The 25102-nt window shown below is 70.9% G+C and carries 15 protein-coding genes and 4 pseudogenes; 12 read left to right on the top strand and 7 right to left on the bottom strand.

The features are described from left to right. The first annotated feature begins 125 nt into the window (after window positions 1-125). Window positions 126-1718: a peptide chain release factor 3 gene (locus BN1555_RS32445; protein ID WP_093803809.1), complete on the top strand. Its 1593-nt coding sequence runs from the start codon at window positions 126-128 to the stop codon at window positions 1716-1718. A gap of 839 nt (window positions 1719-2557) precedes the next feature. Then, window positions 2558-4060 carry a SulP family inorganic anion transporter gene (locus BN1555_RS32435; RefSeq protein WP_093802731.1) on the top strand — a complete coding sequence of 501 codons (1503 nt, stop codon included), beginning with the start codon at window positions 2558-2560 and terminating at the stop codon, window positions 4058-4060. Between the two features lie 130 nt (window positions 4061-4190). On the opposite strand, the gene BN1555_RS32430 is transcribed toward BN1555_RS32435, so the two are convergent. The 6 genes from BN1555_RS32430 to BN1555_RS32405 form a co-directional block, all read right to left on the bottom strand. After that, a complete protein-coding gene (locus tag BN1555_RS32430; protein ID WP_093802730.1) occupies window positions 4191-5249 on the bottom strand; it encodes a rhamnogalacturonan acetylesterase in 1059 nt (352 codons plus the stop codon). 307 nt (window positions 5250-5556) lie between these two features. Next, window positions 5557-6774 (bottom strand): MFS transporter, encoded by a 1218-nt coding sequence (locus tag BN1555_RS32425; RefSeq protein WP_176710205.1) that lies wholly within the window; start codon window positions 6772-6774, stop codon window positions 5557-5559. 225 nt (window positions 6775-6999) lie between these two features. Beyond that, a complete protein-coding gene (locus BN1555_RS32420) occupies window positions 7000-8040 on the bottom strand; it encodes a LacI family DNA-binding transcriptional regulator (RefSeq protein ID WP_093802729.1) in 1041 nt (346 codons plus the stop codon). After that, window positions 8037-8951, bottom strand: coding sequence for a carbohydrate ABC transporter permease (locus BN1555_RS32415; protein ID WP_093802728.1), 915 nt, complete (start codon window positions 8949-8951; stop codon window positions 8037-8039). The genes BN1555_RS32420 and BN1555_RS32415 overlap by 4 nt, the downstream gene beginning before the upstream one ends. Continuing rightward, window positions 8948-9805 carry a carbohydrate ABC transporter permease gene (locus BN1555_RS32410; protein ID WP_255306293.1) on the bottom strand — a complete coding sequence of 286 codons (858 nt, stop codon included), beginning with the start codon at window positions 9803-9805 and terminating at the stop codon, window positions 8948-8950. Before BN1555_RS32410 ends, BN1555_RS32415 begins: the two co-directional genes overlap by 4 nt. Window positions 9806-9939: 134 nt before the next feature. After that, window positions 9940-11262, bottom strand: coding sequence for an ABC transporter substrate-binding protein (locus BN1555_RS32405; RefSeq protein ID WP_093802724.1), 1323 nt, complete (start codon window positions 11260-11262; stop codon window positions 9940-9942). 201 nt (window positions 11263-11463) lie between these two features. Between BN1555_RS32405 and BN1555_RS32400 the strand changes: the two genes are divergently transcribed. The 6 genes and pseudogenes from BN1555_RS32400 to BN1555_RS32380 all read left to right on the top strand — a co-directional run bounded on the left by BN1555_RS32400 (window position 11464) and on the right by BN1555_RS32380 (window position 18381). Then, on the top strand, window positions 11464-13485 hold the full coding sequence (locus BN1555_RS32400) for a beta-galactosidase (RefSeq protein ID WP_093802723.1): 2022 nt from the start codon (window positions 11464-11466) through the stop codon (window positions 13483-13485). Between the two features lie 86 nt (window positions 13486-13571). Further along, window positions 13572-15167 (top strand): glycoside hydrolase family 53 protein, encoded by a 1596-nt coding sequence (locus BN1555_RS32395; protein WP_093802721.1) that lies wholly within the window; start codon window positions 13572-13574, stop codon window positions 15165-15167. A 583-nt stretch (window positions 15168-15750) separates the two neighbouring features. Continuing rightward, complete coding sequence (locus tag BN1555_RS38205) at window positions 15751-15864, top strand: FAD-dependent monooxygenase (protein ID WP_176710204.1); 114 nt, start codon at window positions 15751-15753, stop codon at window positions 15862-15864. After that, window positions 15858-16576 (top strand): annotated as a pseudogene (locus BN1555_RS32390) (FAD-dependent monooxygenase); the annotation flags it as partial. The gene BN1555_RS38205 and the pseudogene BN1555_RS32390, both read left to right, overlap by 7 nt. A gap of 227 nt (window positions 16577-16803) precedes the next feature. Next, window positions 16804-17117 (top strand): annotated as a pseudogene (locus tag BN1555_RS32385) (glycoside hydrolase family 2); the annotation flags it as partial. 190 nt (window positions 17118-17307) lie between these two features. Further along, window positions 17308-18381, top strand: a complete 1074-nt coding sequence (locus tag BN1555_RS32380) for a glycerophosphodiester phosphodiesterase (RefSeq protein ID WP_093802720.1) — start codon at window positions 17308-17310, stop codon at window positions 18379-18381. Window positions 18382-18523: 142 nt separating this feature from the next. On the opposite strand, the gene BN1555_RS32375 is transcribed toward BN1555_RS32380, so the two are convergent. Then, entirely contained in the window at window positions 18524-19513 is a 990-nt protein-coding gene (locus BN1555_RS32375) for a LacI family DNA-binding transcriptional regulator (protein ID WP_093802718.1), read from the bottom strand. A 283-nt stretch (window positions 19514-19796) separates the two neighbouring features. On the opposite strand from BN1555_RS32375, the pseudogene BN1555_RS32370 reads away from it, so the two are divergent. The 4 genes and pseudogenes from BN1555_RS32370 to BN1555_RS32355 all read left to right on the top strand — a co-directional run bounded on the left by BN1555_RS32370 (window position 19797) and on the right by BN1555_RS32355 (window position 25098). Beyond that, window positions 19797-20716: pseudogene (locus tag BN1555_RS32370) on the top strand (carbohydrate ABC transporter permease). A 3-nt stretch (window positions 20717-20719) separates the two neighbouring features. Beyond that, window positions 20720-21669 (top strand): annotated as a pseudogene (locus BN1555_RS32365) (carbohydrate ABC transporter permease). Between the two features lie 35 nt (window positions 21670-21704). Continuing rightward, window positions 21705-23045 (top strand): ABC transporter substrate-binding protein, encoded by a 1341-nt coding sequence (locus BN1555_RS32360; protein ID WP_093802717.1) that lies wholly within the window; start codon window positions 21705-21707, stop codon window positions 23043-23045. A gap of 10 nt (window positions 23046-23055) precedes the next feature. Then, a complete protein-coding gene (locus BN1555_RS32355; RefSeq protein WP_093802716.1) occupies window positions 23056-25098 on the top strand; it encodes a beta-galactosidase in 2043 nt (680 codons plus the stop codon). Window positions 25099-25102 lie beyond the last annotated feature (4 nt).

The raw sequence follows: 25102 nt of genomic DNA, 5'->3' as shown, positions 1-25102 counted from the left end.
CTGCCGGAGCCGTCCGGTCCTCCGCCCGGGCCGCCGAGGAGTACGGAGGACGGGTGACCGTATTCCGGTGACAGCGGCAGACAGCCACAGCCACCCACAGCGACGAAGGCGGTTCGGTGAACACGATGGGCGGACCGGCAGCCGGCGAGGCGGCCCGGCGACGGACGTTCGCCGTGATCAGCCACCCCGATGCGGGCAAGTCCACGCTGACCGAAGCGCTGGCCCTGCACGCGCACGCGATCACCGAGGCGGGCGCGGTGCACGGCAAGTCGGGGCGGCGCGGGGTGGCGTCGGACTGGATGGAGATGGAGAAGACCCGCGGCATCTCGGTGACCTCGGCGGTGCTGCAGTTCGCCCACCGCGGTTGCGTGCTCAATCTGCTGGACACCCCCGGTCACGCGGACTTCTCCGAGGACACTTACCGGGTGCTGGCGGCGGTGGACTGCGCGGTGATGCTCATCGACGCGGCCAAGGGCCTGGAGGAACAGACCCGCAAGCTCTTCGACGTGTGCCGTCACCGGGGCATCCCGGTGATCACGTTCGTCAACAAGTGGGACCGGCCGGGGCGTGAGGCGCTGGAGCTGCTGGACGAGATCGAGCGGGAGTTCCGCCTGCGGCCCACCCCCCTCACCTGGCCGGTCGGTGCCTCGGGGTACATGCACGGCCTGATCGACGTGCGTGAACCCGGGCAGATGCTGCGCTTCACCCGTACCCCCGGCGGGTCCCACGAGGCCGTCGAGGAACCGGTGCCGGCCGAGCGGGCCGCCCTCGAGGAAGGCGCCGACTGGGAGCAGGCCGCGGAAGAACTCCAGCTGCTGCGGGCGGACGGGGCCGGGTTCGACCGGGCCTCGTTCCTGGCCGGCACCTCCACTCCGGTCTTCTTCGGCGCCGCGATCTCCAACATCGGCGTACGGCTGCTGCTGGACGCCGTCGTCGACCTCGCCCCGCCGCCGGGCCCGCGCATGCTGGAGGGTGGCGGCAGCCGGCCGGTCGACGCCCCGTTCTCCGGGCTCGTGTTCAAGGTGCAGGCGAACATGGACCCCTCGCACCGCGACCGGATCGCCTTTCTGCGGGTGTGCTCGGGCGTCTTCGAGCGGGGCGCGACCGTCACCCGCGCCGCCTCCGGCAAACCGTTCGCGACCAAGTACGCGCACAGCGTCTTCGGGCAGGACCGCTCCATGGTCGACACCGCCTACCCCGGCGATGTGGTCGGTCTGGTCAACGCCGCCGCTCTGCGCGTCGGTGACACCCTCTACGCCGGGCCGCCCGCCCTCTTCCCCGCCATGCCCACCTTCGCCCCGGAGCACTTCGCGGTCGTACGTCCCGTGGACATCGGCCGCTCCAAGCAGTTCAGGCGCGGCATCGCCCAGATGGACGAAGAGGGCGTCGTGCAGGTCCTGGTGTCCGACGTGCGCGGTGACCAGGCGCCGGTGCTCGCCGCCGTGGGGCCGATGCAGTTCGACGTCGTCTCCGCACGCATGGCGGGTGAATTCTCCGCCCCGGTACGGCTGGAAGCACTCCCCTACCACCTGGCGCGGGGCACTGACGCGGCGGGAGCGGCGGCCCTGAACGGCTCCCGGCTGGTCACGGGCGAGGCACTGACCCGCGTCCGGGACAAGGCGGTACTCGCGCTGTTCCCCGACCGCTGGCAGGCCAACTCCTTCGAGCGGGCCTTTCCCGGAGCCCGGCTGACCCCGCTCCTCGCCGCCCACGCCTGAGGGGCGCCCGCCGGACGAACGGCGAGCCTTCCGCGCCGGCAGAACGCAGAACACGGACGAAGCCGGCCGGCGGCGCAGCCCCCGCACTGCCGTCGGTTCGCCGGACCGAGCCTGCGGCGCAGAATGGCGGCGAAGCCCTCGGCGGCCGCCACCCGGGCACGCAGCGTCTCGCAGCGGGCGCCGGCGGCCTCCCGGCAGGAGGCCAGCCGCTCGCGCAGCCGTTCCTTCTCGTCGCCGGCCGGCGGACCGTCCGCGGCGGCGAGCCGGTCGGTGACCTCCAGCAGGTCGCGCACCTCCTCCGGGGAGGAGTCCGGCGGCTTCATCCGGCGGATCGCCACCAGGCGCTCGACGTCGGCCCCGGTGCAGAGGCGGAAGCCGCCCTTGCCGCGAGCGGAGGGGATGAACAATGACGAGGCCGGCCTCCTCGTCATGCCGGATCGCGCGCAGCGGCAGGCGGGGCCGCTCGGTCGTTCTCCACGCCTTCGCCTTCTGCGTTCCGCCGCATCCCGAACGCTTGAATCGCTTCAGAAGGTGCGCCCGGAATCACGCGCCCCGAAAGCCCGTTCACCTGCGCACCCACAAGCCGCACCTCACACTCTGCCCTGACGTCAGGGTAGAGTGTGAGGTGCGAGCCCCTGGCCGGACAGGTTCAGCCGGGGCGACTCCGCCAGCAGACTTCCGGGCGATGACGCCCGACCGGCAGCCACGACGGCCGCCGCTCCATCCGGCAGGGCCCCCGTCGAGGCCGGGCCGCCGGGGTTTCCGCCCCCTGGTGCGGAACGAGTACGACGCGCGTGCATCCAGCGGACGGTTGCGTGCGCACGAACAGAAACGGTTGCATGTCCTCACCGCTGTCCGCAGCCCCCGGGCTGCGCATGTCCAAGCCCGACTGGCTCGACTCCCCGAAGGTCTTCCGTACCGAGGTGCTGGCCGGCCTCGTGGTCGCGCTGGCTCTGATCCCCGAGGCGATCTCGTTCTCGATCATCGCCGGTGTCGACCCCAGCATCGGCCTCTTCGCCTCCTTCACCATGGCCGTGGTGATCTCCGTCGTGGGCGGCCGCAAGGCCATGATCTCGGCCGCGACCGGTGCGATCGCCCTGGTCATCGCCCCGCTCAACCGCGAGTACGGTCTGGGTCACCTGATCGCCGCGGTCATCCTCGGCGGCCTCATCCAGGTCGCCCTCGGCGCCCTGGGCGTCGCCAAGCTGATGCGTTTCGTGCCGCGCTCGGTGATGATCGGCTTCGTCAACGCCCTCGCCGTCCTGATCTTCATGGCCCAGGTGCCCGAGATGCGGGACGTGCCCTGGCCGGTCTACCCGTTGATCGCCGGCGGCCTGGTACTCATGGTCCTCTTCCCGAAGATCACCAAGGTCGTCCCGGCCCCGCTGGTCTCGATCGTCGTCCTGACCGTCATCACGGTTGCCGCCGGCATCGCGGTGCCGACCGTGGGCGACAAGGGCGACCTGCCGTCCTCGCTGCCGGTGCCCGGCCTGCCGGACGTGCCCTTCACGATGGACACGCTGACCACCATCGCTCCGTACGCCTTCGCCTTCGCGCTGGTCGGGCTGATGGAGTCACTGATGACCGCCAAGCTCGTCGACGACATCACCGACACGCGCTCCAACAAGACCCGCGAGTCGATCGGCCAGGGCATCGCCAACATCGTCACCGGCTTCTTCGGCGGCATGGGCGGCTGCGCCATGATCGGCCAGACCATGATCAACGTGAAGACGTCCGGCGCCCGCACCCGCCTGTCCACGTTCCTGGCCGGTTCCTTCCTCATGGTCCTGTGCATCGTCTTCGGCCCGGTCGTCTCGGACATCCCGATGGCCGCGCTGGTCGCGGTGATGATTCTGGTCTCGGTCGCCACCTTCGACTGGCACTCCGTCCGGCCCAGGACGCTCAAGCGGATGCCGGTGGGCGAGACCACCGTCATGGCCGTCACCGTCGCCGCCGTGGTCGCCACCCACAACCTCGCCGTCGGCGTCGTTCTCGGCTCGGTCACCGCCATGGCCGTCTTCGCCAAGCGCGTCGCCCACCTGGCCCAGGTCTCCGGGGTCGTCGACCCCGACGGCAGCCAGGTCGTCTACGTGGTCACCGGCGAGCTGTTCTTCGCCTCGTCCAACGACCTCGTCCACCAGTTCGACTACAGGGGCGACCCGGACGACGTCGTCATCGACCTCTCCGGCGCCCACATCTGGGACGCCTCCTCGGTCGCCGCCCTCGACGCGGTGGAGACGAAGTACGCCCAGCGCGGCAAGAAGGTCACCATCGTCGGCCTGAACAAGCCCAGCGCCGAGATGCACGACAAGCTCGCCGGACAGCTCACCGCCGGCCACTGAGAACCGACCGCCCGGCCGTCGGCCCGCCACGGCGGCCGGTGCGGTGAGCGTGCGCGGAGAACTCCGCACCCGATGGGGGGAGGTGCCCGGACCGGTCGGTCCGGGCACCTCCCCCCATCGGTTTCGCCGCTCAGCGAACGAGCCGCTCCGGCATCAGTCGCTGCTCGCGCAGGGCGTCGAGTACCAGCCGTGCGTACTCGGTCGCGCCGCGCACCGAGGTGTGTGTGTTGTCGCGCTTCTCCGCCGTCAGGTAGAGGGCCTTGGACGCCTCCGGGCCGAGCTCCTCCACCCGGTTCTTGGTGAGGGCGGTGAGGTCGACCAGCGGGGTCCCCAGCTCCACCGACAGGGCGCGTATCTCCGCCGGGTGGTTCACGCCGAGACCGTTGACCAGCAGAGCGGTGTCGTTGTTCAGGGTGGCGTCGGCGTTGAACCAGCGGCGGACGACGGGCGTCACCAGGACGGGGCGGCCTCCACGCGCACGCACTCCCTCGACGAGCGCGGTGAGGTTGGCGCGATAGGACACCGCGTCGGTCTGTTTGTCGTTGTGGGCGAGCTGGATGAGTACCAGGTCGCCGCGCCGGACGAGCGGCCGGACGGCCGGGAAGAGCGCGGGGTTCTCCAGGTAGCTCACACTGCTCTCGCCGGAGTCGCCGTAGTTGGCGACGGCGGCACCGCGCTTCAGGTACTGCGGCAGTTGCTGGCCCCAGCCCGAGTACGGCTCCCCCGGCTGGTCGCACACCGTCGAGTCCCCGACGAGCAGTATCTGGCGGGCGCGCGGCGCGGGGGTGACGCTGACCGCGGCCGGAGCGGGAGCGGCTCCGGCGAAGGTGAGGGTGAGGCCGGGCGTTCCGGCGGGGCCGGTGGGTTCGCCCTCCGGGGTACGGACATTCACCGTGAAGGTACGGCGGGCACGCTGCCCCGGCGCGGTGACGGTCTCGGCGAGCAGGGTGCGGCGGGTCTCGGCGACGACGGAGGTGCTGCCCGCCGGCGCCCCGCCGAGGGTCACCGCGACGTCGTACGTTCCCGGCGCGACGTCGAAGTGGCACACGACGGGTCCGGTGCCGGTGCAGTGTTCGAGGCCGCTTCCGTGCCCGCGCCCGGTTTCCTGCCCGGGCGCCGCACCGGCCGGCACGGTGGTCAGACAGCCGACGGCCGCCGTCAGCGCGACCAGCATGGCAGTGCGTTTCATACGAGCTCCTTCCAGAGGGTGCGTGGTGCCTGTCGCCCGGCGCCGTCATGAGTTCCCGTCTCCGAGCGGGCCACGTCGGGTGGACATGCGCGCTTGCGCAACGACGTGAAACGATTCATTCATTGCCCGCACGGCACTTCCGCGAAAGGAAGGTCCGAGGAGGCCCCAAGGAGCAGAAAGCGCTTGCCGAGCGAGGGAAGGTTCCCAACAGTCACACCGCCGGGTCAACCCCCGCGTACCAGCAGCCCGCTCCCCTCACCAAGACGGCACTCCCGCCCGGACGATGTCCGGCCGGGACCTCCTCCGCTCAGCGGCCCTCGGCGGGGCGGGTGGCCCCGATCAGCCAGACCGTCGCGGCCAGGCACGCGGCGGAGAGGACGCACAGCAGCAGCGGTACGGCACGGACGCCGAACAGCTCGATGGCCCTGCCCAGAACGGGCCCGGCGGCGACCCCGCCCACCATGGACGCGGCGATCACCAGGGCTCCGGCGCGGCGGGCGCGGGGGGCGGCCCTGCTGAGCCACGGCAGGCCGGTGGGGAAGATCGGGGCGATGAACAGCCCGACACCCGCATACGCGTACGGCGCCAGTCCCGGTACTCCCGCCAGCAACAGGCACCCCGTCATCCCCGCGCAGGAAACGGCGATGATGGACTGCGCGGAGAAGCGCAGGGCGATCGGTGCCACCAGGAACCGGCCGACGGTCATCATCAGCCAGTACACGGAGGTGGCGGTGGCGGCGGCACCCGCGCTGTAGCCGACCGTTTCCAGGTGGGTGGGTTCCCAGCCGCCGACACCCGCTTCGATGGCCACGTGCAGCACGTAGAGGGTGACGAACACCGCCAGCACCGTACCGAGGCTTCTGCCGCGCGCCTGCCGGCGCGCTCCCCCGGGGGAGGTTTCGCCGCCCGCCGTCCGCGCGGTCGTCCGGCGTATCCCGCCCAGGCACAGCATCAGCGGCAGGGTCACCAGCGCGAAGACGAGAAAGACGGCTCCGTAGTGCGCCGCTCCCACGGCGGCGATCAGCGCGGGGCCGAGGATGGCGCCCACGCCGAAGTGCGCGTTGAGGATGTTCAGCATCGCGGTGGAGCGCTCGCCGAAGCCGACCGCGAAGAGCTGGTTGAGCCCGTAGTCGATGCCGCCGAACCCGAAACCGGCCAGTAACGCCGCGAGCAGGGCGGCGGGCCAGCTCGGCGCGAGCGCGAAACCGGCCGCCCCGCCGGCCATGAGCAGGTACGAGGCGCCGATGACGGGGCGGTTGCCCACCCGCCCGTACAACTGGTCGAACAGCAGCACCCCGACGACCCCGCCGACGAAGTGGGCGCTCAGTGCGAGTCCCGCTCCCGACGGGGAGAGGTCGAACTTCTCGCGCAGGGCCGGGATGGCGGGCCCGTAGAAGGCCTGGAGGGCGCCGATCAGGACGAAGCCGATACAGGAGGCCACCACGGCCGGACCGGTGAAGATCCGTGTCCCGGGAGCTTCGGCGGGGACTCCGGCAAGGCGCTGTTCCAGGGTGTCATCGCTCATGTGGACTCCCTTTGCCGGCCCGCACTCGCGCGGGCGGAGGACATGGTTGTTCCTTGCGGGTGGACGCGCAGGTGTGCGCCGCGGCAGGCCCGGAGGCATGGCCTCCTGGCGCCGGACGGGCAGCCCGGCGCCCGTTCGTCAACGAGGGCGGATCAACGCGGGCGGGTCGACGCGGGCGGATCGACGCGGGCGGATCGACGCGGGCGGATCAACGCGGGCGGGCGGTCACACCGTGCCCCGGCTCACCAGCTCCGTCGGCAGGATCACCGCCGAGGTGTCCGCGCCGCTGATCTGCGCGAGCAGGAGACGGACCATCTCGGACGCGATACGGTCCCAGGGCTGGCGGATGGTGGTGAGTTCCGGAGTGGTGGCGAGCGCCGCGGGCGAGTCGTCGAAGCCGCCGACCGCGATGTCCTCGGGCACCCGGCGGTTCGCCCGCTTCAGTGCCGTGAGGGCCCCCTGTGCCATGAGGTCGGAGGCGACGAACAGGGCGTCCATGTCCGGTACGGCCGCCAGCAGCCGCTCGGCCGCGTGTTCCCCGCTCGCCCGGCTGTAGTCGCCCGTGGCGACGAGCCGGTCGTCGGCCTCCAGGCCCGCTTCCACCAGAGCCTGCCGGTAGCCGGCGAGCCGGTCGATGCCGCCGGGTGTGTCCAGCGGGCCGGTGATCGTGGCGATGCGCCGGCGCCCGGAGGCGTACAGGTGGCGCACCATGTCATGGGCGCCGTCGCGGTCGTCGGCCGCGACGTAACTGACCTTCCCCGCATGGCCGATGGGTTTTCCGCAGGCGACGAGGGGCACGCCCGCCTCCCGCAGCTGGTCGGCGGCCGGGTCCCCGGTGTGGCTGGAGACGAGGAGGACCCCGTCGACGTGCCCTGCGGTGATGTAGCGCGTGATGCGGCGGCGTTCCGCCTCGGTACCGGCGATCATCAACAGCAGGGGGATGTCGTGGTCCGCGAGGGCCTGGGTACAGGCCCTCAGCAGCACGTTGAAGTTGGGGTCCTCGAAGAACCGCTCCTGCGGCTCGGTGAGCAGGAAGGCGACCGAGTCGGAGCGGCCGGTGATGAGCGACCGGGCGTGCCGGTTGACGACGTAACCCGTCCTGCTGATCGCGGCCTCGACCGACTCGCGCGCGGCGGGGCTGACGTAATGCCCGCCGTTGAGGACGCGGGAGACCGTCCCCCGTGAGACGCCGGCCTCGCGGGCGACGTCGTGGATCGTCGGCGGCTTGGCCGCCTTGCGCCGGCCCCCGTTGGTGTTCATGGTCACGACTTTACGGCTCCGGACAGCAGGTCCAGGCTCCAGAAGCGCTGGACGACCAGGAACAGGGCGATCAGCGGGACGACGGCCAGCAGGGCGCCGGTGATCACCAGGGTGTAGAGGGACGGCTGGTTCGATCCCTGGGCGAGGAGGGTGAAGAGCCCCAGCGTGATCGGGAACTTCTCGTCGTCGCCGAGCATGATGTACGGCAGCAGGAAGTTGTTCCAGATCGCGGTGAACTGGAAGAGGAACACCGTCACCAGCCCGGGCACCATCATCGGCAGCCCGATGCGGGTGAAGATCCGCCACTCCCCCGCTCCGTCCATCCGCGCGGCCTCGACGACGTCGGCGGGCACCGCGGCGGCGGCGTAGATCCGCGCGAGGTAGACGCCGTACGGGGACAGGATCAGCGGCAGCAGGACCGAGAGGTAGGAATCGGTCAGTTCGGCCTTGGCCAGCAGCAGGTACTGCGGTACGGCGAGGATCACGGGAGGCATCAGGACGCCGGCGAGCAGGACGTTGAACAGCGCCTCGCGGCCGCGGAACCGGTACATGGCGAGCGCGTAGCCGGACACGGCCGACACCGCCGTGGACAGCAGCGCGCCGCAGCCCGCGTAGAAGCCGGAGTTGAGCATCCACTGCCAGAAGACACCGTCGCGGTACGCGGTCAGGTCGCCCAGGTTGTCCGCGAAACCGGTGCCCGGCAGGAAGGTGAAGGTGGAGAACAGCTCGTCGGAGCCCTTGGTCGCGGCCACGACCACCCAGATCACGGGCAGCAGGCAGTACGCGGCTCCCAGCAGTAGGGCGGCGCTGGGCAGGAGTCCGGCGCGGCTGCGGCGCGGGCGGCGGGGCGGTCCCTGGGCCGTACCGGGCGTGGCGCCGGCGGCGGGCGCGCTCTTGCGTACAGCTACTGCGGTCACTGGGATGCCCCCTGCTTGGTGCGGGAGTTCGCCAGGCGCAGGAACCCGAACGAGAGCAGGAGCGTCGCCGCGGCGATCAGCACCGCCTCGGCGGCCGCCGCGTGGATGTCTCCCTTGACGAACGCGTCCTGGTAGACCTTCATCAGCGGACTCCAGGTGGTGGAAACGGAGTTGGTGAGCGGTTTCAGCGTGGTCGGCTCGGCGAACACCTGCAGGGTCGCGATGATCGAGAAGAAGAAGGTGAGCACCAGCGAGGGCGCCACCATCGGGATCTTGATGCGCAGTGCGATCTGCAGCGGCGTACAGCCGTCGAGCCTGGCGGCCTCGTACACCTCGACGGGGATGGCGCGCAGCGAGGTGTAGATGACGATCATGTTGAAGCCGGTGCCGCCCCAGACGGCGATGTTGGCGAGCGCGCCGTACAGCGGTGCGCCGTCGAGGAGGTCGGGCTGGGACAGCCCCACCGATTCGAGGAGGTACGCGAAGGGGCTGACGGCGGGAAGGTAGAGGAATCCCCACAGCAGCGCCGCGACCACGCCCGGGATCGCGTACGGAAGGAAGATCGCGAGCCGGGAGAAGGACGCGAGCCGTATCCGGTCCGTGTCGAGCAGCAGGGCGAGGACGAGGGCGAGACCGAGCATCACGGGGACGACGATCGCGCCGTACCCGAGGACCCGGAGCGCACCGTCCAGCAGTTCGGAGTCGGTCAGCGCGTCGGTGTAGTTCGCGAGTCCGGCCCACACCTCCTGGCGTGCGCCGCGGCCCAGGCCCAGCCCTTCGATCTCGACCTTGCGCAGGCTGAGGTAACCGGCATAGCCGATGGGCAGGGCGAAGAAGAGCAGGAAGAGGACCACGGCGGGGGCGAGGAAGGCGTAGGGGGCCGGCCCCGGTCCCCCTGTCCGGTGGCGTTGTCGCCGCCCGGCCGGCGGGTGGGCCCGGTGCGGCGGGGACGACGGGGGTGACGGGGCCGTGCGAGGCGTCGGGCGTGTCACTGTGCGACCCCGAAGCCGTTCTTCTTCAGGTCCGCGACGGTCTTGTCCTGCATCGCGGTGAGCGCCGCGCCGAAGCCCGCCTTGTTCTTGGCGGCCCGGCCGAAGGCGTCCTTGAAGGTGGTGTAGGCGACGTTGACGTTCGGACCCCAGGCAGCGGGTGCCGTGGTCTTCGCGATCGCGGCCGCCTCGGTGTAGAAGTCGGGCTGGTTGGAGAAGTAGTCGGGGGCCTCGGCGAGCGCGCCGCCGGTCTGGGCCGCGGTGGCCGCCGGGTAGATGCCGCTCTCCTCGACCAGGGCCGCGAGCGCCTTCGGGTCGGTGTTCAGCCAGGTCGCGAACGCGGCGGCGGCCGCCTTGTGCTCGCTGTCGTTGGTGACGGCGGTGGTGGAGCCTCCCCAGCTGCCGGTCGCGGGCTTCGACGCGGACCACTGCGGCAGCGGCGCCATGGCCCACTTGCCCTTGGTGTCGGGGGCGGCGGTGGTGAGGGTGCCCGGGGCCCAGACGGCGCTGACCCAGCCGATCTGCTGTCCGGTGTTGAGCGCCTTGTTCCAGGCCGGGGTGTACATCGGCTGGTTGTCGATGACGTCCTCCGCGACCAGGCCGCCCCAGAAGTCGGCGACCTTCCTGGTGGCGGCGTCGTCGATGCCGACCTTCCACTTGTCGCCCTCGGTCGTCCACCACCGGGCGCCGGCCTGCTGGGCAAGACCGGCGAAGAGGCCGGAGTCGTTGGCGGAGAAGGTGGTGAGGTCCTTGTCCGGGGCCTTCTTCTTCAACGCGCGGGCGGTCTCGGCGAATTCGTCCCAGGTGGCGGGGACCTTCAGGCCGTACTTCCCGAACAGGTCCTCGCGGTAGTAGAACATCATCGGCCCGGAGTCCTGCGGTATGGCGTAGACCGCGTCCGAACCGAGGGTGACCTGCTGCCAGACTCCGGGGGCGAAGGCGCCGCGCGCGCCGTCGGCCTCGCCCGAGATGTCGGCGAGCACGTCGTTGCTGACGAGGGTCGGCAGGGCCTGGTATTCGGCCTGCACCAGGTCAGGGGCCTGCTTCGCCTTGGCGGCCGTGACGATCTTGGTCACCAGGTCGTCGCCCGACGCCTGCTTCTTGACCGTGACGGTGATCTGCTCCTTCTTGCCCGGCCCCTTGTTCCACAGGTCCGCGACCTTGTCGAGCCCGGGCGCCCAGGCCCAGTAGGTCAGTTCCACCGGACCGGACCGCGCGCCGGCGTCACCGTCGTCCGACGAGCCGCAGCCGGCAAGAACCGAACCCCCCAGCGCGACGGTGGCCGACATGGCCAAAAAGCGGCGATACAAGGCGTACGACATGGGCTTCTCCCTGGGCCGGACGGCGCCCGAGACGAATGCGGGCGGCGCAGCACTGTTCTGTGAACGTTCACAGTAGAGAAACAGGCTCGACACTTGTCAATGGATTCGATGCATCGTTTTTACTACTGGACGAGCACGAAGAGTTCTGTGTACGTTCCCAGTCCATCACCAGACGAACCGCTATCCCGCAGGGGGACATCGATGCCGGAGACCACGCCCAGGGGCCTCACCCGACTCGCTTTCGGCGGTGACTACAACCCGGAGCAGTGGCCGGAATCCGTCTGGCACGAAGACGTACGGCTGATGCGCGAAGCCGGCGTCACCATGGTGAGCGTCGGGATCTTCTCCTGGGCGCTGCTGGAGCCGGATCCGGGAGCGTACGACTTCGGCTGGCTCGACCGGGTCCTGGACCTGCTCGACGCGAACGGCATCCGCGCCGACCTGGGCACCCCCACGGTCGCGCCGCCCGCCTGGTTCTACCGCGCCCATCCCGACGCCCTGCCCGTCGACCGGGACGGGCGGCGTCTGGCGTTCGGCTCGCGCGGAGCGATCTGCCACAGTTCACCGGCGTACCGCCGGGCCGCGGCCCGGATCACCACCGAGCTGGCCCGGCGTTACGCCGGGCACCCGGCGCTCGCCCTGTGGCACGTGCACAACGAGTACGGCGTCCCGGTCTCGGCCTGCTACTGCGACACGTGCGGCGCCCACTTCCGGCAGTGGCTGCGCGCGCGGTACGGCACCGTCGACGCGGTCAACGAGGCCTGGGGAACCGCCTTCTGGGGCCAGCGCTACCGCGGCTTCGAGGAGATCGACCCGCCGCGCACCACACCCACCACCGGCAATCCGGCCCAGCAGCTCGACTACCGCCGCTTCGCCGACGCGACCCTGCGCGAGAACTTCGTGGCCGAACGGGACATCCTGCACCGCCTCGCACCGGGCGTGCCCGTCACCACGAACTTCATGACCGCGCTCAGCCAGTGCGACTCGATCGACTACTGGGCCTGGGGGCGGGAGGTCGACATCGTCACCAACGACCACTACCTGATCACCGACGGACGCCGCACCCACGTCAACCTCGCCATGGCGGCGGACCTCACCCGCTCCGTGGCCGGCGGAGCGCCCTGGCTGCTGCTCGAACACGCGACCTCCGGCGTCAACTGGCAGCCGCGCAACCCCGCCAAGTCCCCCGGCGAAATGGCGCGCAACTCGCTCGCCCACGTGGCCCGCGGCTCCGAGGGCGCGATGTTCTTCCAGTGGCGCCAGTCGCGGCGCGGCGCGGAGAAGTTCCACTCGGCGATGGTTCCGCACGCCGGTACCGACTCCCGGGTCTGGCGCGAGGTCGTCGAACTCGGCCGCGCGGTCGATTCGCTGGCACCCCTGCGCGCCACCCGGACGGTAGCGGACGTCGCCGTGCTGTGGGACTGGCAGTCCTGGTGGGCCCAGCAGCTCGAATGGCGTCCCAGTGAGGACCACGACGCCCGCGAGCGCGCCGACACGTTCTACGCGTCGCTGTACGACCGTCACCTGACCGTCGACTTCGCGCATCCGGAGTCCGACCTGAGCGGCTACCCGCTGGTCGTGGTCCCCGCGCTCTACCTCACGACCGAGGCCGCCGGCCGCAACCTGCGCGGTTACGTCGAGCGGGGCGGCACGCTCGTGGTGTCGTACTTCTCCGGCATCGTCGACGAGCACGACGCCGTGCACCCCGGCGCGTACCCGGGCGCGCTGCGGGACGTACTGGGCCTGACCGTCGAGGAGTTCTCACCGCTGCTGGCGGGCGAGACGGTACGGCTGACCGGCGCCGGCGGCCCGGACCTGACGGGCGACGTGTGGTCCGAGATCGTCGTACCGCGTGGGGCCGAGACCCTGTGGACGTACGCCGACGGCATCCCGGCCGGCCGCCCCGCCGTGACTCGCAACCGGCTGGGCGAAGGCACGGCCTGGTACATCTCCAGCCGGCTGTCCGGCCCCGACCTGGACTCCGTACTCGAGCGCGCCTGCGAGGATGCGGGGATCGCTCCGCGCACCGGGCTGCCGCGCGACGTGGAGGTCGTCCGCCGCTCCGGCGGGAGCGGCACGTACGTCTTCGTCATCAACCACACAGCAGCGGACGCCAAGGTGGCGCTGGACTCCCCCGGCACCGACCTGCTGACCGGTGAGCACGTCGCGGGCGCGCTCACCGCGCCGGCCGGCGCCGTCCGTGTCGTCGCCCTTGAGGCGTGACACCTCCTCGCAGCCGACCGCCGCGAGTTCGTCCCACCCCGACCCCCGCCCCATTCCCATCCATATCCCCCGCCGAAGGGACAACGGTGTTCCCACTCAGGTTCCACCCAAGACCTCGCACCACGCGCCGGACGGTACGAGCCCTGCTCCTGCCCCTGTTCGCCGGCCTGGCCCTGGCCGGCCTCCCCTCCACCACCGCGCAGGCCACGACCTCGCTCGGCAACGGAGGTTTCGAGGCCGGCTCCGCCCCCACACCCACCCCGGCAGGCTGGTCCACCTACTCCGCGGCGAACCAGCACACCGCCTCCTACACCGAGGCCGGCGGCCGTTCCGGCGGTCACCGGCTCAGTCACTGGTCGCCCTCCGCCTACAAGGTGGAGACCTACCAGTACCTCTCCGGCATCGCCAACGGCCCCTGGACGCTCACCGCCTGGGTCCGCTCCAGCGGTGGTCAGAACTCCGCCCACCTCGCCCTGCGCAACTGCGGCTCGGCCGAGCAGCGCACCGCACTGCCCGTCTCCACCGGCCCATGGGTGCGGATCGTCACGTCCGTCACCGTGACCGGCAACCAGTGCACCATCAGCATCAACTCCGACGCGCGGGCGGGCAATTGGATCAACGTCGACGACGTCACCTTCGCTCCGGGGCGGACCGGCGTTCCCGCCAAGGGAGCGGACGTCTCCTCCCTCCCCAAGAGCGAAGCCCTCGGCGGGGTCTACCGCAGCTCCGGCGGCGCCGCCGGTGACGGGCTCGCGATCCTGAAGTCCCACGGCATGAACTACGCCCGGCTGAAGGTGTGGGTGAACCCCGCCGACGGCTGGAACAACAAGCCCCGCGTCCTCGCGATGGCCAAGCGCGTCAAGGCGCAGGGCATGAAGCTGCTGGTCGACTTCCACTACTCGGACATCTGGGCCGACCCCGGGACCCAGAGCAGGCCGGCGGCGTGGGCCGGTCACGACTACGAGCAGCTCAAGGCAGACGTGCGTACCCATACGCACGACGTCATGAGCGCGCTCAAGGCCCAGGGCACGACGCCGGACATGGTGCAGATCGGCAACGAGATCAACGGCGGGATGCTCTGGCCCGACGGTGCCACCTCCAACTGGCCGCAGCTCGCCGGGCTGCTCAACGCGGGCCACGACGCGGCCAAGGCGGTGTCACCCACGACGGCCGTCGCCCTGCACCTGGCCGAGGGCGGCGACTGGGACGGCATCCGGTGGTGGTTCGACAACGCCGTCGCACAGGGCGTGCGCTTCGACGTCATCGGGCTCTCCTTCTACGGCTACTGGCACGGCACCCTCGCGGAACTCCAGACGACGCTGGACGGCAGCGCGGCACGCTTCGGCAAACCGGTGTTCGTCGCGGAGACCGCCTACCCGTTCCGCCTGGGAAGCAAGGACGCCCACACCGACATCATCGACCAGGAGAACGAGCTGATCCCCGGCTACCCGGCCACACCCGCCGGACAGGCCGCCTGGCTGGCGGACATCACCAGCGTGGTCGAGGCCGTCCCGAACGGCCGCGGCCTGGGCGTCTTCTACTGGGAGGCGCCATGGACCGCGGTGCCCGGCAACGGCTGGGACCCGACGGACCCGAAGTCCGGCAATGGCTGGGAGAACCAGGCGTTGTTCGGCTACGACGACCGCGCGCTGCCGGCCGCCGACTGGTTCAGGCACCGCTGAGCGCGACGCCCCGGTGACGCGGGCCCGGTGCGGACCCGGCGCGGGTCCGCACCGGGTCCGGTCCGGGTCCGGGTCCGGGTCCGGGTCACCGGGGCGAAGGAAACCGGTCAGCCCGCCGCTCCCTCCAGGACGTCCGCCCCGTGGTCGCAGACGGCCGTCCCGGCCCCGGCCTGCCGCCGCTACGGCATCGGCCGAGTGCTCACCACAGGAGGGGCCTCCCGCGGACCGAACGGCACTGGGAGGACACCTGCGCCCGGCCGGCGCCCGAAGCCTCATCCGCGCTTGCGCAGATATGCCTCCAGCTCGGCGGCGCCGGCCAGCATCGCCACCGGGCGGCTTGCGGCAAGGCCCAGGTGGTGCCGCAGAATTGCCGGCCAGGGCCAGAAGCTGCGGAAAGGGCAGGTTCACGCAGTGCGTGTGCTGTTGCCTGCGTACGAGCAGCGCGGGAACGCCGAACCGCCGGTGGGACTCGCCGTGCGGTCGCGGGTACCCGGCGCGGAGGTGCGGGTGTGCGCGCCGCCGGACCGTGCGGAGCCGCCGGCCCAAATTCCCTCTCGTTGAACGGGCGTTCTGAATAATTGACGTGATCGTGATCGTGGCCGGCGGCGGGCCGACCGGTCCGATGCCGGCCTGCGAGTTGCGGCTGCACGGCGTACACGTGGTCGTGCTGGAGAAGCCGACCGAGCCGACCGCGTAGTGCGGGCCTTCGCGGGCACCGACTTCGGCGCGCACTCGCCGCGCCGGCCCTCCCGGTTCGGCGACGCCACCCGGCAGGCCGAGCGCTACCGGGCCGGCCGGGCGCTGCCGGCGACGCGGCGCACATCCACCCGCCGACCGGCGGGCAGGGGCTCAGCCTCGGTGTGCGGGACGCGTTCAACCCCGGCTGGAAGCTGGCCGCCGCGGTCGAAGGCTGGGCGCCGGAGGGACTGCTGGACAGCTACCACGACGAACGGCACCCGGTGGGCGCCCGCGTGCTGGACGACACCCGCGCGCAGATCACGCTGCTGGGGAGCGATCCGGGTGCGACCGCGCTGCGCGAGCTGTTCTCGAAGCTGATGGACTTCGAGGAGGTGAACCGGTACGTGGCTGAGATGATCACCGCGGTCGGGGTCCACTGCGACTTCGGCGAGGGCCACGAACTGCTCGGCCGGCGGCTGCGGGACGTGAAGCTGAAGCAGGGGCGCCTCTACGAGCTGATGCACGGCGGCCGCAGGCTGCTGCTCGACCGGACCGGCCGCCTCTCGGTGGCAGGCTGGGCGGACCGGGTCGATCACGTCGTCGACGTCAGCGAGGAACTGGACGTGCCCGCAGTGCTGTTGCGGCCGGACGGTCATGTGGCGTGGGTCGGTGAGGGTCAGCAGGATCTGCTCGGCCGGCTGCCGAAGTGGTTCGGCGCCGCCGTCGGCTGAGCACGCAGTCGTGGCCCGGCGGCGGGGCCCCGGCCGAGACCCTGCAGTGGCTGGTGGGGAGCTGCGTGCGCACGGCCGAGGCCCCGGACGCGCCACCGGGCGCCCGCCTCACCGAACCGGAGCCGGCGGTGGCCACGGCGCCGGTGGTGGCGGTGGCGGCTGTGCCGCTCCTGGCGCCGCACCGGGCACCGTTCACCCCGACCGTACGGTCGGGGCACGGGACCGACAGCTACTTCGGCATGCGCAGCATCGGGGTCGAAACCGTCGGCGGCAAGCAGCGCACCGTGCTCAACGGCAAGCCGTGTTCCCCATGGCCACGCTCGACCAGGGCTTCTGGCCGGACGGGCTGCACACGGCGCCGACCGACGAAGCGCTCGCGTACGACCTGGTGATGCACAGGAAGCTCGGCTGCAACTCCGTGCGCAAGCACATCGAGGTCGGGCCCGACCGGTGGTTCTACCACGCGGACCGGCTCAGGCCCCTGGTCTGGCAGGACATGCCGTCCATGCGCTCGGACCGGAACCCGGACGCGGCCGCGCGCCGCCGACCGGTACCAGGGACAGTGCGCGATCGTCACCGGGCCGCCGCCGGAAAGACGCCCGGCAGCCGCCCTCCGGACCCCGCTCTCGCCGGAAGCTGTACGGCAACGGGTTTTCAGCCGCTCTCGAAAGGCACGGCATGGTGTTCCCTCCCCGACCCCCCGTCCCGGGCGCTTTGCCCGGCGCCGGCTCGTGGCGGCCGCACTCGTCGGTCTCTCAGCCGTCGGAGCGGTGGCTCCGGCCGGTCCGGCGACGGCCGCCGACAGCAGTCGGCAGGGCCGGCCTCACGCGTTCGACCTGCAGGCTCACCGCGGAGGACTCGGGCTCGTCGTCGAGAACACTCTCGCCTCGTTCTCGAACGCGCTCGAAACGGGGGTCAGTACGCTGGAACTCGACGTACAGATCACCAAGGACGGCAAGGCCGTCGTGACCCATGACCGGCGGATCGCCGCGGCCAAGTGCCGTGACACGGGCCCGGCGTACGCGGGGGACCCGCAGTACCCGTACGTCGGCAAGTACATCGCCGGTCTCACCTTCGCCCAGGTGCGGACACTGGACTGCGGGACGCGGACCCTTCCCCAGTACCCCGGTCAGCGTCCCAGCCCCGGCGCGAAGATGCCGCTGCTCTCCGAGGTCTTCGCCCTCGTCGAGCGGTACAGGGCCCACAAGGTCACGATGAACGTCGAGACCAAGGTCGAGGCCGGCGCTCCGCACGAGACCGCGCCCCGCGAGCAGTTCGTCCGGGTCGTGGCGAACGAGGTGCGCAGGGCCGGCGTGCTCGGCCGGGTGACCGTCCAGAGCTTCGACTGGGGCGCGCTCATGCGGATGCGGCAGGTCGAGCCGCGGCTGCCGATCGTGGCCCTGACCAACGGACAGCAGTTCCTGCAGGCCGGCATGGAGGGCAGGTCGCCCTGGCTGGGCGGCCTGGACATCGACGATTTCGACGGCGACCTCGTCGCCGCGACGAAGTCGTTCGGCGCGGACGCCGTCTCCCCGGTTCACGGCGACCCCCAGGGCGGCACGGTGAACGATCCCGGCTATGAGCCGTACGTGACCAGGGCCATGGTGGCCAGGGCGCACGCGGCCGGGATGAAGGTGGTCCCGTGGACGGTCAACGACACGGCCACCATGAACAAGCTGATCGACGACGGAGTGGACGGCATCATCACCGACTATCCCGACCGGCTGCGCACCGTGATGAGCGACCACGGCTTCAAGCTCCCGAAGGCATACCGCGCGCCCTCCCGGCCCGGCGCGGCCGCGTAGGGGTCCCGGCCGGAAGGGGCGGCGCCGGACGTCCTCGCGGGCGGGTCCGCCGGCCGGGAGCGGTCGCGCGTGTCTCCGCGGCGGACTGTGCCGCTCGCCCGGTACGCGGACGAGCGGCACCGGGGCGATGCCCGCCGGACTGCTAGCGCGAAGGCGGCGGTGCGGTGCTGTCGCGCACCACGAGTCGCGTGGGGACGAGCGTGGTGCCGTGTTCTGTCGTGTCGTGACGCATCTGCCGCAGGACGCCCTCGACGCAGCGTCGTCCCACTTCGGCGAAGTCCTGGTGAACGGTGGTCAGGGGAGGCAGGAAGGAGCCGGCCTCGGGGATGTCGTCGAAACCGATGACGCTGACGTCCTCCGGCACTTTCCGGCCCCGCTCGTGCAGGGCTCGCAGGAGTCCCAGTGCCATCTGGTCGTTGGCGGCGAACACCGCCGTGCAGTCCTCCCGGGAAGCGAGTTGCAGGCCGGCCCGGTAGCCGGACTCCGCCGACCAGTCGCCCCTCACCAGGGGCGGCGGGGTGCGGCCCGCCGCGGTGAGTTCGGCGCGCCAGGCGTCGGTGCGGCGCTGCGCCGCGTAGGACTCCTCGGGGCCCGCGAGATGCCAGACCGTGCGGTGGCCGAGGTCGAGCAGATGGCGCACGGCGGTGCGGGTTCCGCCCGCCTGGTCGGTGTCGACCACGGTGTACCGGTCGCCGGCGTCCGAGTCGGCCACGACGACCTGGACGTTCGGCGGCAGGGAGAGGGCCACCGCATCGAGCAGGTGCACTTCCAGGATGACGATGACGGCGTCCACGGCCAGTTCTCCCAGCCGCGAGAACGCGCCGCGCACCTCGTCCTGCGTGGGGACGGCGACGGGCAGGAGCGTGACCGCGTAGCCCTCGTGCGCCGCGGAGAGGGCGATCGCCTCCAGGGTGCGTACGTTGCCCGTGGTGGAGAGGCCGAAGGTGATGACGCCGATGGTGCGGAACTCGCCGCTCTTGAGGGCCCGGGCGGCACTGTTGGGCCGGTAGCCCAGCTCCTTCATGGCCGCCAGCACCTGCCGCCGGGTCCCCTCCGTCACGCCCGCGTACCCGTTGGAGACGCGGGAGACGGTCTGCGAGGAGACCCCGGCCAGGTGGGCGACGTCCGCCATGGACGCGCTCTGGCCGCGGCCGGCGGTCCGCTTCCCGGTGCGTGCTCTCACCCGCGGCCTGCCCGCCGAGGTGCTGTCCGCTGTCTCCACCCGTATCCCTCGCTGCCCGAACCGCGGTTTCCCGAACGACCCTTGACCACCGTCTTCGGGGCAGTGTAGACATGCCGCCATCGGATGTTTGCGCAAACATTACAGCCTCGAGCCCCCTTGCGGAGCGTGATGTTTGCGTAAACATCACGGCGGTGCACGACGCCGGTTCCGGGACGGACGAGCGAGGAACGACATGACGACGCTACAACCGCCGGTGGCCACGGGACGGCGCCCGGCCCCGGTGAAACGGAGCCGCCGCTCTTGGACGGGATGGGGATTCATCGGCCCCTTCGCGGCGGTCTTCGCCCTTGTCTTCCTGGCCCCCATCGGCTACTCGGTCTACCTCAGCCTCTTCCGTGACCGGCTGATCGGCGGCACCGCCTTCGTGGCCCTGGACAACTACCAGCAGGCGCTGGCCGACGACCGGTTCTGGACCTCGCTCGGCCGGGTCTCGGCGTTCCTCGCGGTGCAGGTCCCGGTCATGCTGTTCATCGCGCTGTTCGTGGCCCTCGCTCTGGACAGCGGGCGCCTGTACGGCAAGGACTTCTTCCGGATCTCGATCTTCCTGCCGTACGCCGTGCCCGCCGTGGTCGCCACCCTGATGTGGGGCTTCATGTACGGCACCCGGTTCGGCCTGGTGGGCGACATCAACGACGCTCTCGGTGTCTCGCTGCCCGACCCGCTCTCCACCGGCCTGGTCCTGGCGTCGATCGGCAACATCGTGACGTGGGAGTTCGTGGGCTACAACATGCTGATCTTCTACTCCGCGCTGCGGGTCGTCCGCACTCGCTGTACGAGGCCGCGGAGATCGACGGCGCCGGACAGTTCCGCGTCGTCACGGCCATCAAGCTCCCCGCGATCCGCGGCGCCCTGGTCATCGCGACGATCTTCTCCATCATCGGCAGCTTCCAGCTGTTCAACGAGCCGGTCATTCTGCGCGACCTGGCTCCCAACGCCATCACCACCGACTACACCCCGAACTTCTACACGTACTCACTGTCCTTCGACGGCCAGCAGCACAACTACTCCGCGACGGTCGCCATCGTCATGGGCCTGATCACGATGGTGATCGCCTATGTCGTCCAGCTGCGCGGCATGCGCAAGGGAGCGTGAACGATGAGCAGCCCCGCCACCACCGCTTCCCCGCCCGCCCGTCCGCCGGCCGGCACATCCGGCTCCGCGCCCCGCCTGCGCACGCCCCGCGGAAAACGGCACTCCCCCGGGCGCCCCCGGCGCAGCGTGCTGCTGACCGTGCTCACCGGCCTGGTCGTGCTCTACGCCCTGGTGCCGCTGCTGTGGCTGGTCATCAGCGCCACCAAGACGCAGGAGGGACTGGCCGGTTCGTTCGGGCTCTGGTTCGACGGCGACTTCGCCCTCTGGGACAACATCGGCACGACGTTCACGTACAACGACGGCGTCTTCACCCGCTGGCTCCTGAACACCCTGATGTACGTCGGTCTCGGCGCGGGCGGTGCCACCTTCCTGGCGGTGCTGGGCGGTTACGCGCTGGCGAAGTTCGCCTTCCCCGGCAAACGCGCCGTCTTCGCCGTCGTCATCGGCGCCGTCGCCGTGCCGGGAACAGCCCTGGCCGTGCCCACCTTCCTGATGTTCAGCAAGATGGGGCTGACCGACACCCCGTGGGCGGTCGTCATCCCTCACTGATCTCGCCCTTCGGCCTGTACCTGATGTGGGTCTTCGCCACCGAGGCCGTCCCCACCGAACTGATGGAGGCCGCCCGCATCGACGGCGCGGGCGAGGTGCGCACCTTCTTCCAGGTCGGCCTGCCCCTACTGGCGCCCGGGATGGTGACCGTGCTGCTGTTCACGATGGTCGCCACCTGGAACAACTACTTCCTGCCGCTGATCATGCTCAAGGACCCGGACTGGTATCCGCTGACCCTGGGCCTGAACAGCTGGAACGCCCAGGCCGCGACGGCCGGCGGCGAACCCGTCTTCCATCTGGTGATCACCGGCTCGCTGATCACCGTCCTGCCGCTGATCGCAGCGTTCCTGCTGCTCCAGAAGTACTGGCAGTCCGGCCTCGCCGCCGGAAGCGTCAAGGAATAGTCCGAATTCCGCCACGAAGAAGTGGAAGCGCCACCATGCCCATGAACACCCGCCGCCTGCTGCGCGGCATCGGCGTCGTCTGCGCCCTCAGCCTCGGGACGGCCGCCTGCGGCGGCTCCGAGGAGGGCGGCTCCCACCAGAAGCAGGTCTCCGCCGAGAACATACGGGCGGCCCTGGAGAAGGGCGGCACGCTCACGGTCTGGGCCTGGGAGCCCACGCTGAAGCAGGTCGTCGCCGACTTCGAGAAGAAGTACCCCGCCGTCGACGTCAAGGTCGCCAACGTGGGCACCAACAACGACGCGTACACCGCCCTGTCGAACGCCATCTCGGCGAAGAAGGGTGTCCCCGACGTCGCGCAGATCGAGTACTACGCACTGGGTCAGTACGCGCTGACGAAGGGCCTCGACGACCTGGCCCCCTACGGCGCCGACAAGCTGGCCAGTACGTACTCGCCCGGTCCGTGGAACGCCGTCACGTCCGGCAAGGCCGTCCACGCCCTGCCGATGGACTCCGGGCCCATGGCCATGTTCTACAACAAGAAGGTCTTCGACAAGCACAAGGTCAAGGTGCCGACCACCTGGGACGAGTACGTCGAGGCCGCCCGCGACCTGCAGAAGGCCGACCCCAAGGTCTACATCGCCAACGACACGGGCGACGCGGGCATGGCCACCAGCATGCTGTGGCAGGCCGGTTCACGCCCCTACACGGTCGACGGCACCAAGGTGAAGATCGATTTCTCCGACGCCGGTGCCAGGAAGTACACCGAGACCTGGCAGAAACTCCTCGACGAGAAACTGCTCGCGCCCGTCACGGGCTGGACCGACGCGTGGTACAAGGGCCTGGGCGACGGCTCCATCGCGACCCTGACCACCGGCGCCTGGATGCCCGCGAACTTCACCACCGGCGTGAAGAACGCCTCCGGCGACTGGCGCGCCGCACCGCTGCCGCAGTGGACCGCGGGCGACAGGGCCAGCGCGGAGAACGGCGGCAGCGCCCTGGCCCTGCCCGCGCTGGGCAGGAACAAGGAACTCGCCTACGCCTTCACCGAGTTCGCGAACTCCGGTGAAGGTGTGCAGACCCGCATCGAGGGCGGTGCCTTCCCGGCGACCACCGCGGACCTGCAGTCGGACGCGTTCCAGAACACCGAGTTCCCCTACTTCGGCGGGCAGAAGGCCAACAAGGTCTTCGCCGAGTCGGCCGCGAACGTCGCCGACGACTGGTCGTACCTGCCCTACCAGGTCTACGCGAACTCGATCTTCAACAACACCGCCGGCAAGGCATACGTCTCCGGCACCACGCTCTCCCAGGGCCTGAAGTCCTGGCAGGACGCCTCCGTCAAGTACGGGAACGAGCAGGGCTTCACCGTTGAGAAGTAAAGGGACCGCCATGATTTCCACCCTCCTGTCCCAGCCGAACGGGCCTGACGATGACTCCGCCCCACGCCTCGCGTACGGCGCCGACTACAACCCCGAGCAGTGGCCGCGCGAAGTGTGGGAGGAGGACGTCCGGCTGATGCGCGAGGCCGGCGTCAACATCGTCTCCGTGGGAATCTTCTCCTGGGCCCGCATCCAGCCGGCCGAGGACGTGTGGGACTTCGCATGGCTCGACGAGGTCATGGATCTCCTGCACGCGGGCGGCATCGGGGTCGACCTGGCCACCGCCACCGCGACTCCGCCGCCCTGGCTCACCACGGCGCACCCGGAGATCCTCCCGGTGACCGCCTCCGGCGAGACGGTGTGGCCGGGAGCGCGGCAGCACTGGCGCCCCACCTCGCCGGTCTTCCGCAGGCACGCGCTGCGTCTGGTGCGGCGGATGGCGGAGCGGTACGCCGGCCATCCCGCCCTGGTGGCCTGGCACGTCTCCAACGAGCTGGGATGCCACAACGTCTACGACTACTCCGACGACGCCGCCACCGCCTTCCGGGACTGGCTGCGCGCCCGCTACACCACCGTGGACGCCCTCAACCACGCCTGGGGAACCGCCTTCTGGTCCCAGCGCTACAGCGACTGGGACCAGGTCCTGCCGCCCCGGCTGGCCGCGTCCCACCCGAACCCCACGCAGCAGCTGGACTTCAAACGCTTCTCCTCCGACGCGCTGAAGGAGCATCTGCGCGCGGAACGGGACATCCTGCGCGAGATCACGCCGGGCGTGCCCGTCACCACGAACTTCATGGTGATGGGCGGCACCAAGGGCATGAACTACGCCGACTGGGCGGGCGAGGTCGACTTCGTCTCCAACGACCACTACGTCCACCCCGGCCCCCAGGACCGGGACGAGCTCTCCTTCTCCGCCAACCTCACCAGCGCGATCGCCGGCGGACGCCCGTGGTTCCTCATGGAGCACTCCACCAGCGCCGTCAACTGGCAGCCCGTCAACCTGCCCAAGGGCCCGGGCGACCTCGTCCGCGACTCCCTGCTGCACGTCGCGCACGGCGCCGACGCCGTGTGCTTCTTCCAGTGGCGCCAGTCCGCGGCCGGCGCCGAGAAGTACCATTCGGCGATGGTGCCGCACGCCGGGGCCGACAGCGACCTCTTCCGCACGGTGACCGGCCTCGGGCGCACCCTCCGGGCGCTGGCGCCGGTCGCGGGGACCGAGCGGGAGCCGGCGCGGGTGGGGATCGTGTTCGACTGGGAGTCGTGGTGGGCGAGCGAGCAGGACTCGCACCCCACCTCCCGCCTCGACTACCACCAGGAAGCCCTCGACTGGTACTCGGCGCTCCTCGCCCTCGGCATCCGGACCGACGTCGTCACCACCAAGGACGACCTGGACCGGTACCAGCTGCTGATCACGCCCGTGCTGCACATGGTCCCCGCGCCACTGGCCAAGGAACTCACGCGGTACGCCGAGAACGGCGGCCACCTGGTCACCACGTACTTCTCCGGTGTGGTCGACGAGAACGACCACATCTGGCTCGGCGGCTATCCGGGCGCTCTGCGCGACCTGCTCGGCATCCGCATCGAGGAGTTCGGCCCGCTGCCGGCCGAGGACTCCGTGGAGCTGGACGACGCGAGCACGGGCACGCTGTGGACCGACCGGATCACCGTCACCGATCCGGGGGTGGAGGTACTCGCCCACTACCGCACGGGTGCGTACGCCGGCCGCCCCGCCGTCACCTGCCGCGCCGTGGGCCGGGGATCGGCCTCGTACGTCTCGACCCGGCTGGGAACGGACGGCCTCGCCGGCCTGCTGCCTCGGCTCCTGGCCACCGCCGGCGTGGAGAGCGAGCTGCCCGACGCCGCACGGGGACGCGTCGAGCAGACCGTACGCCGCAGCGCCGACAGCCGCTACCTGTTCCTGGCCAACCGGACCGACGAGCCGGTGCCGCTGCCCGGACTCACCGGGGAACTCCTGGTGGGCCGGACCCACACCCACAACGCCCTCGTCCTGGCGCCCAGGGAGGTCGTCGTACTGCGACAGCCCGCCCTCTGACACC

This window comes from Streptomyces sp. Wb2n-11, assembly GCF_001049855.1.
In the GTDB taxonomy this organism is placed as follows: domain Bacteria; phylum Actinomycetota; class Actinomycetes; order Streptomycetales; family Streptomycetaceae; genus Streptomyces; species Streptomyces altiplanensis.
Note: the sequence above shows the minus strand (reverse complement) of the source record. Positions and strands in the feature narration are given on the sequence as shown.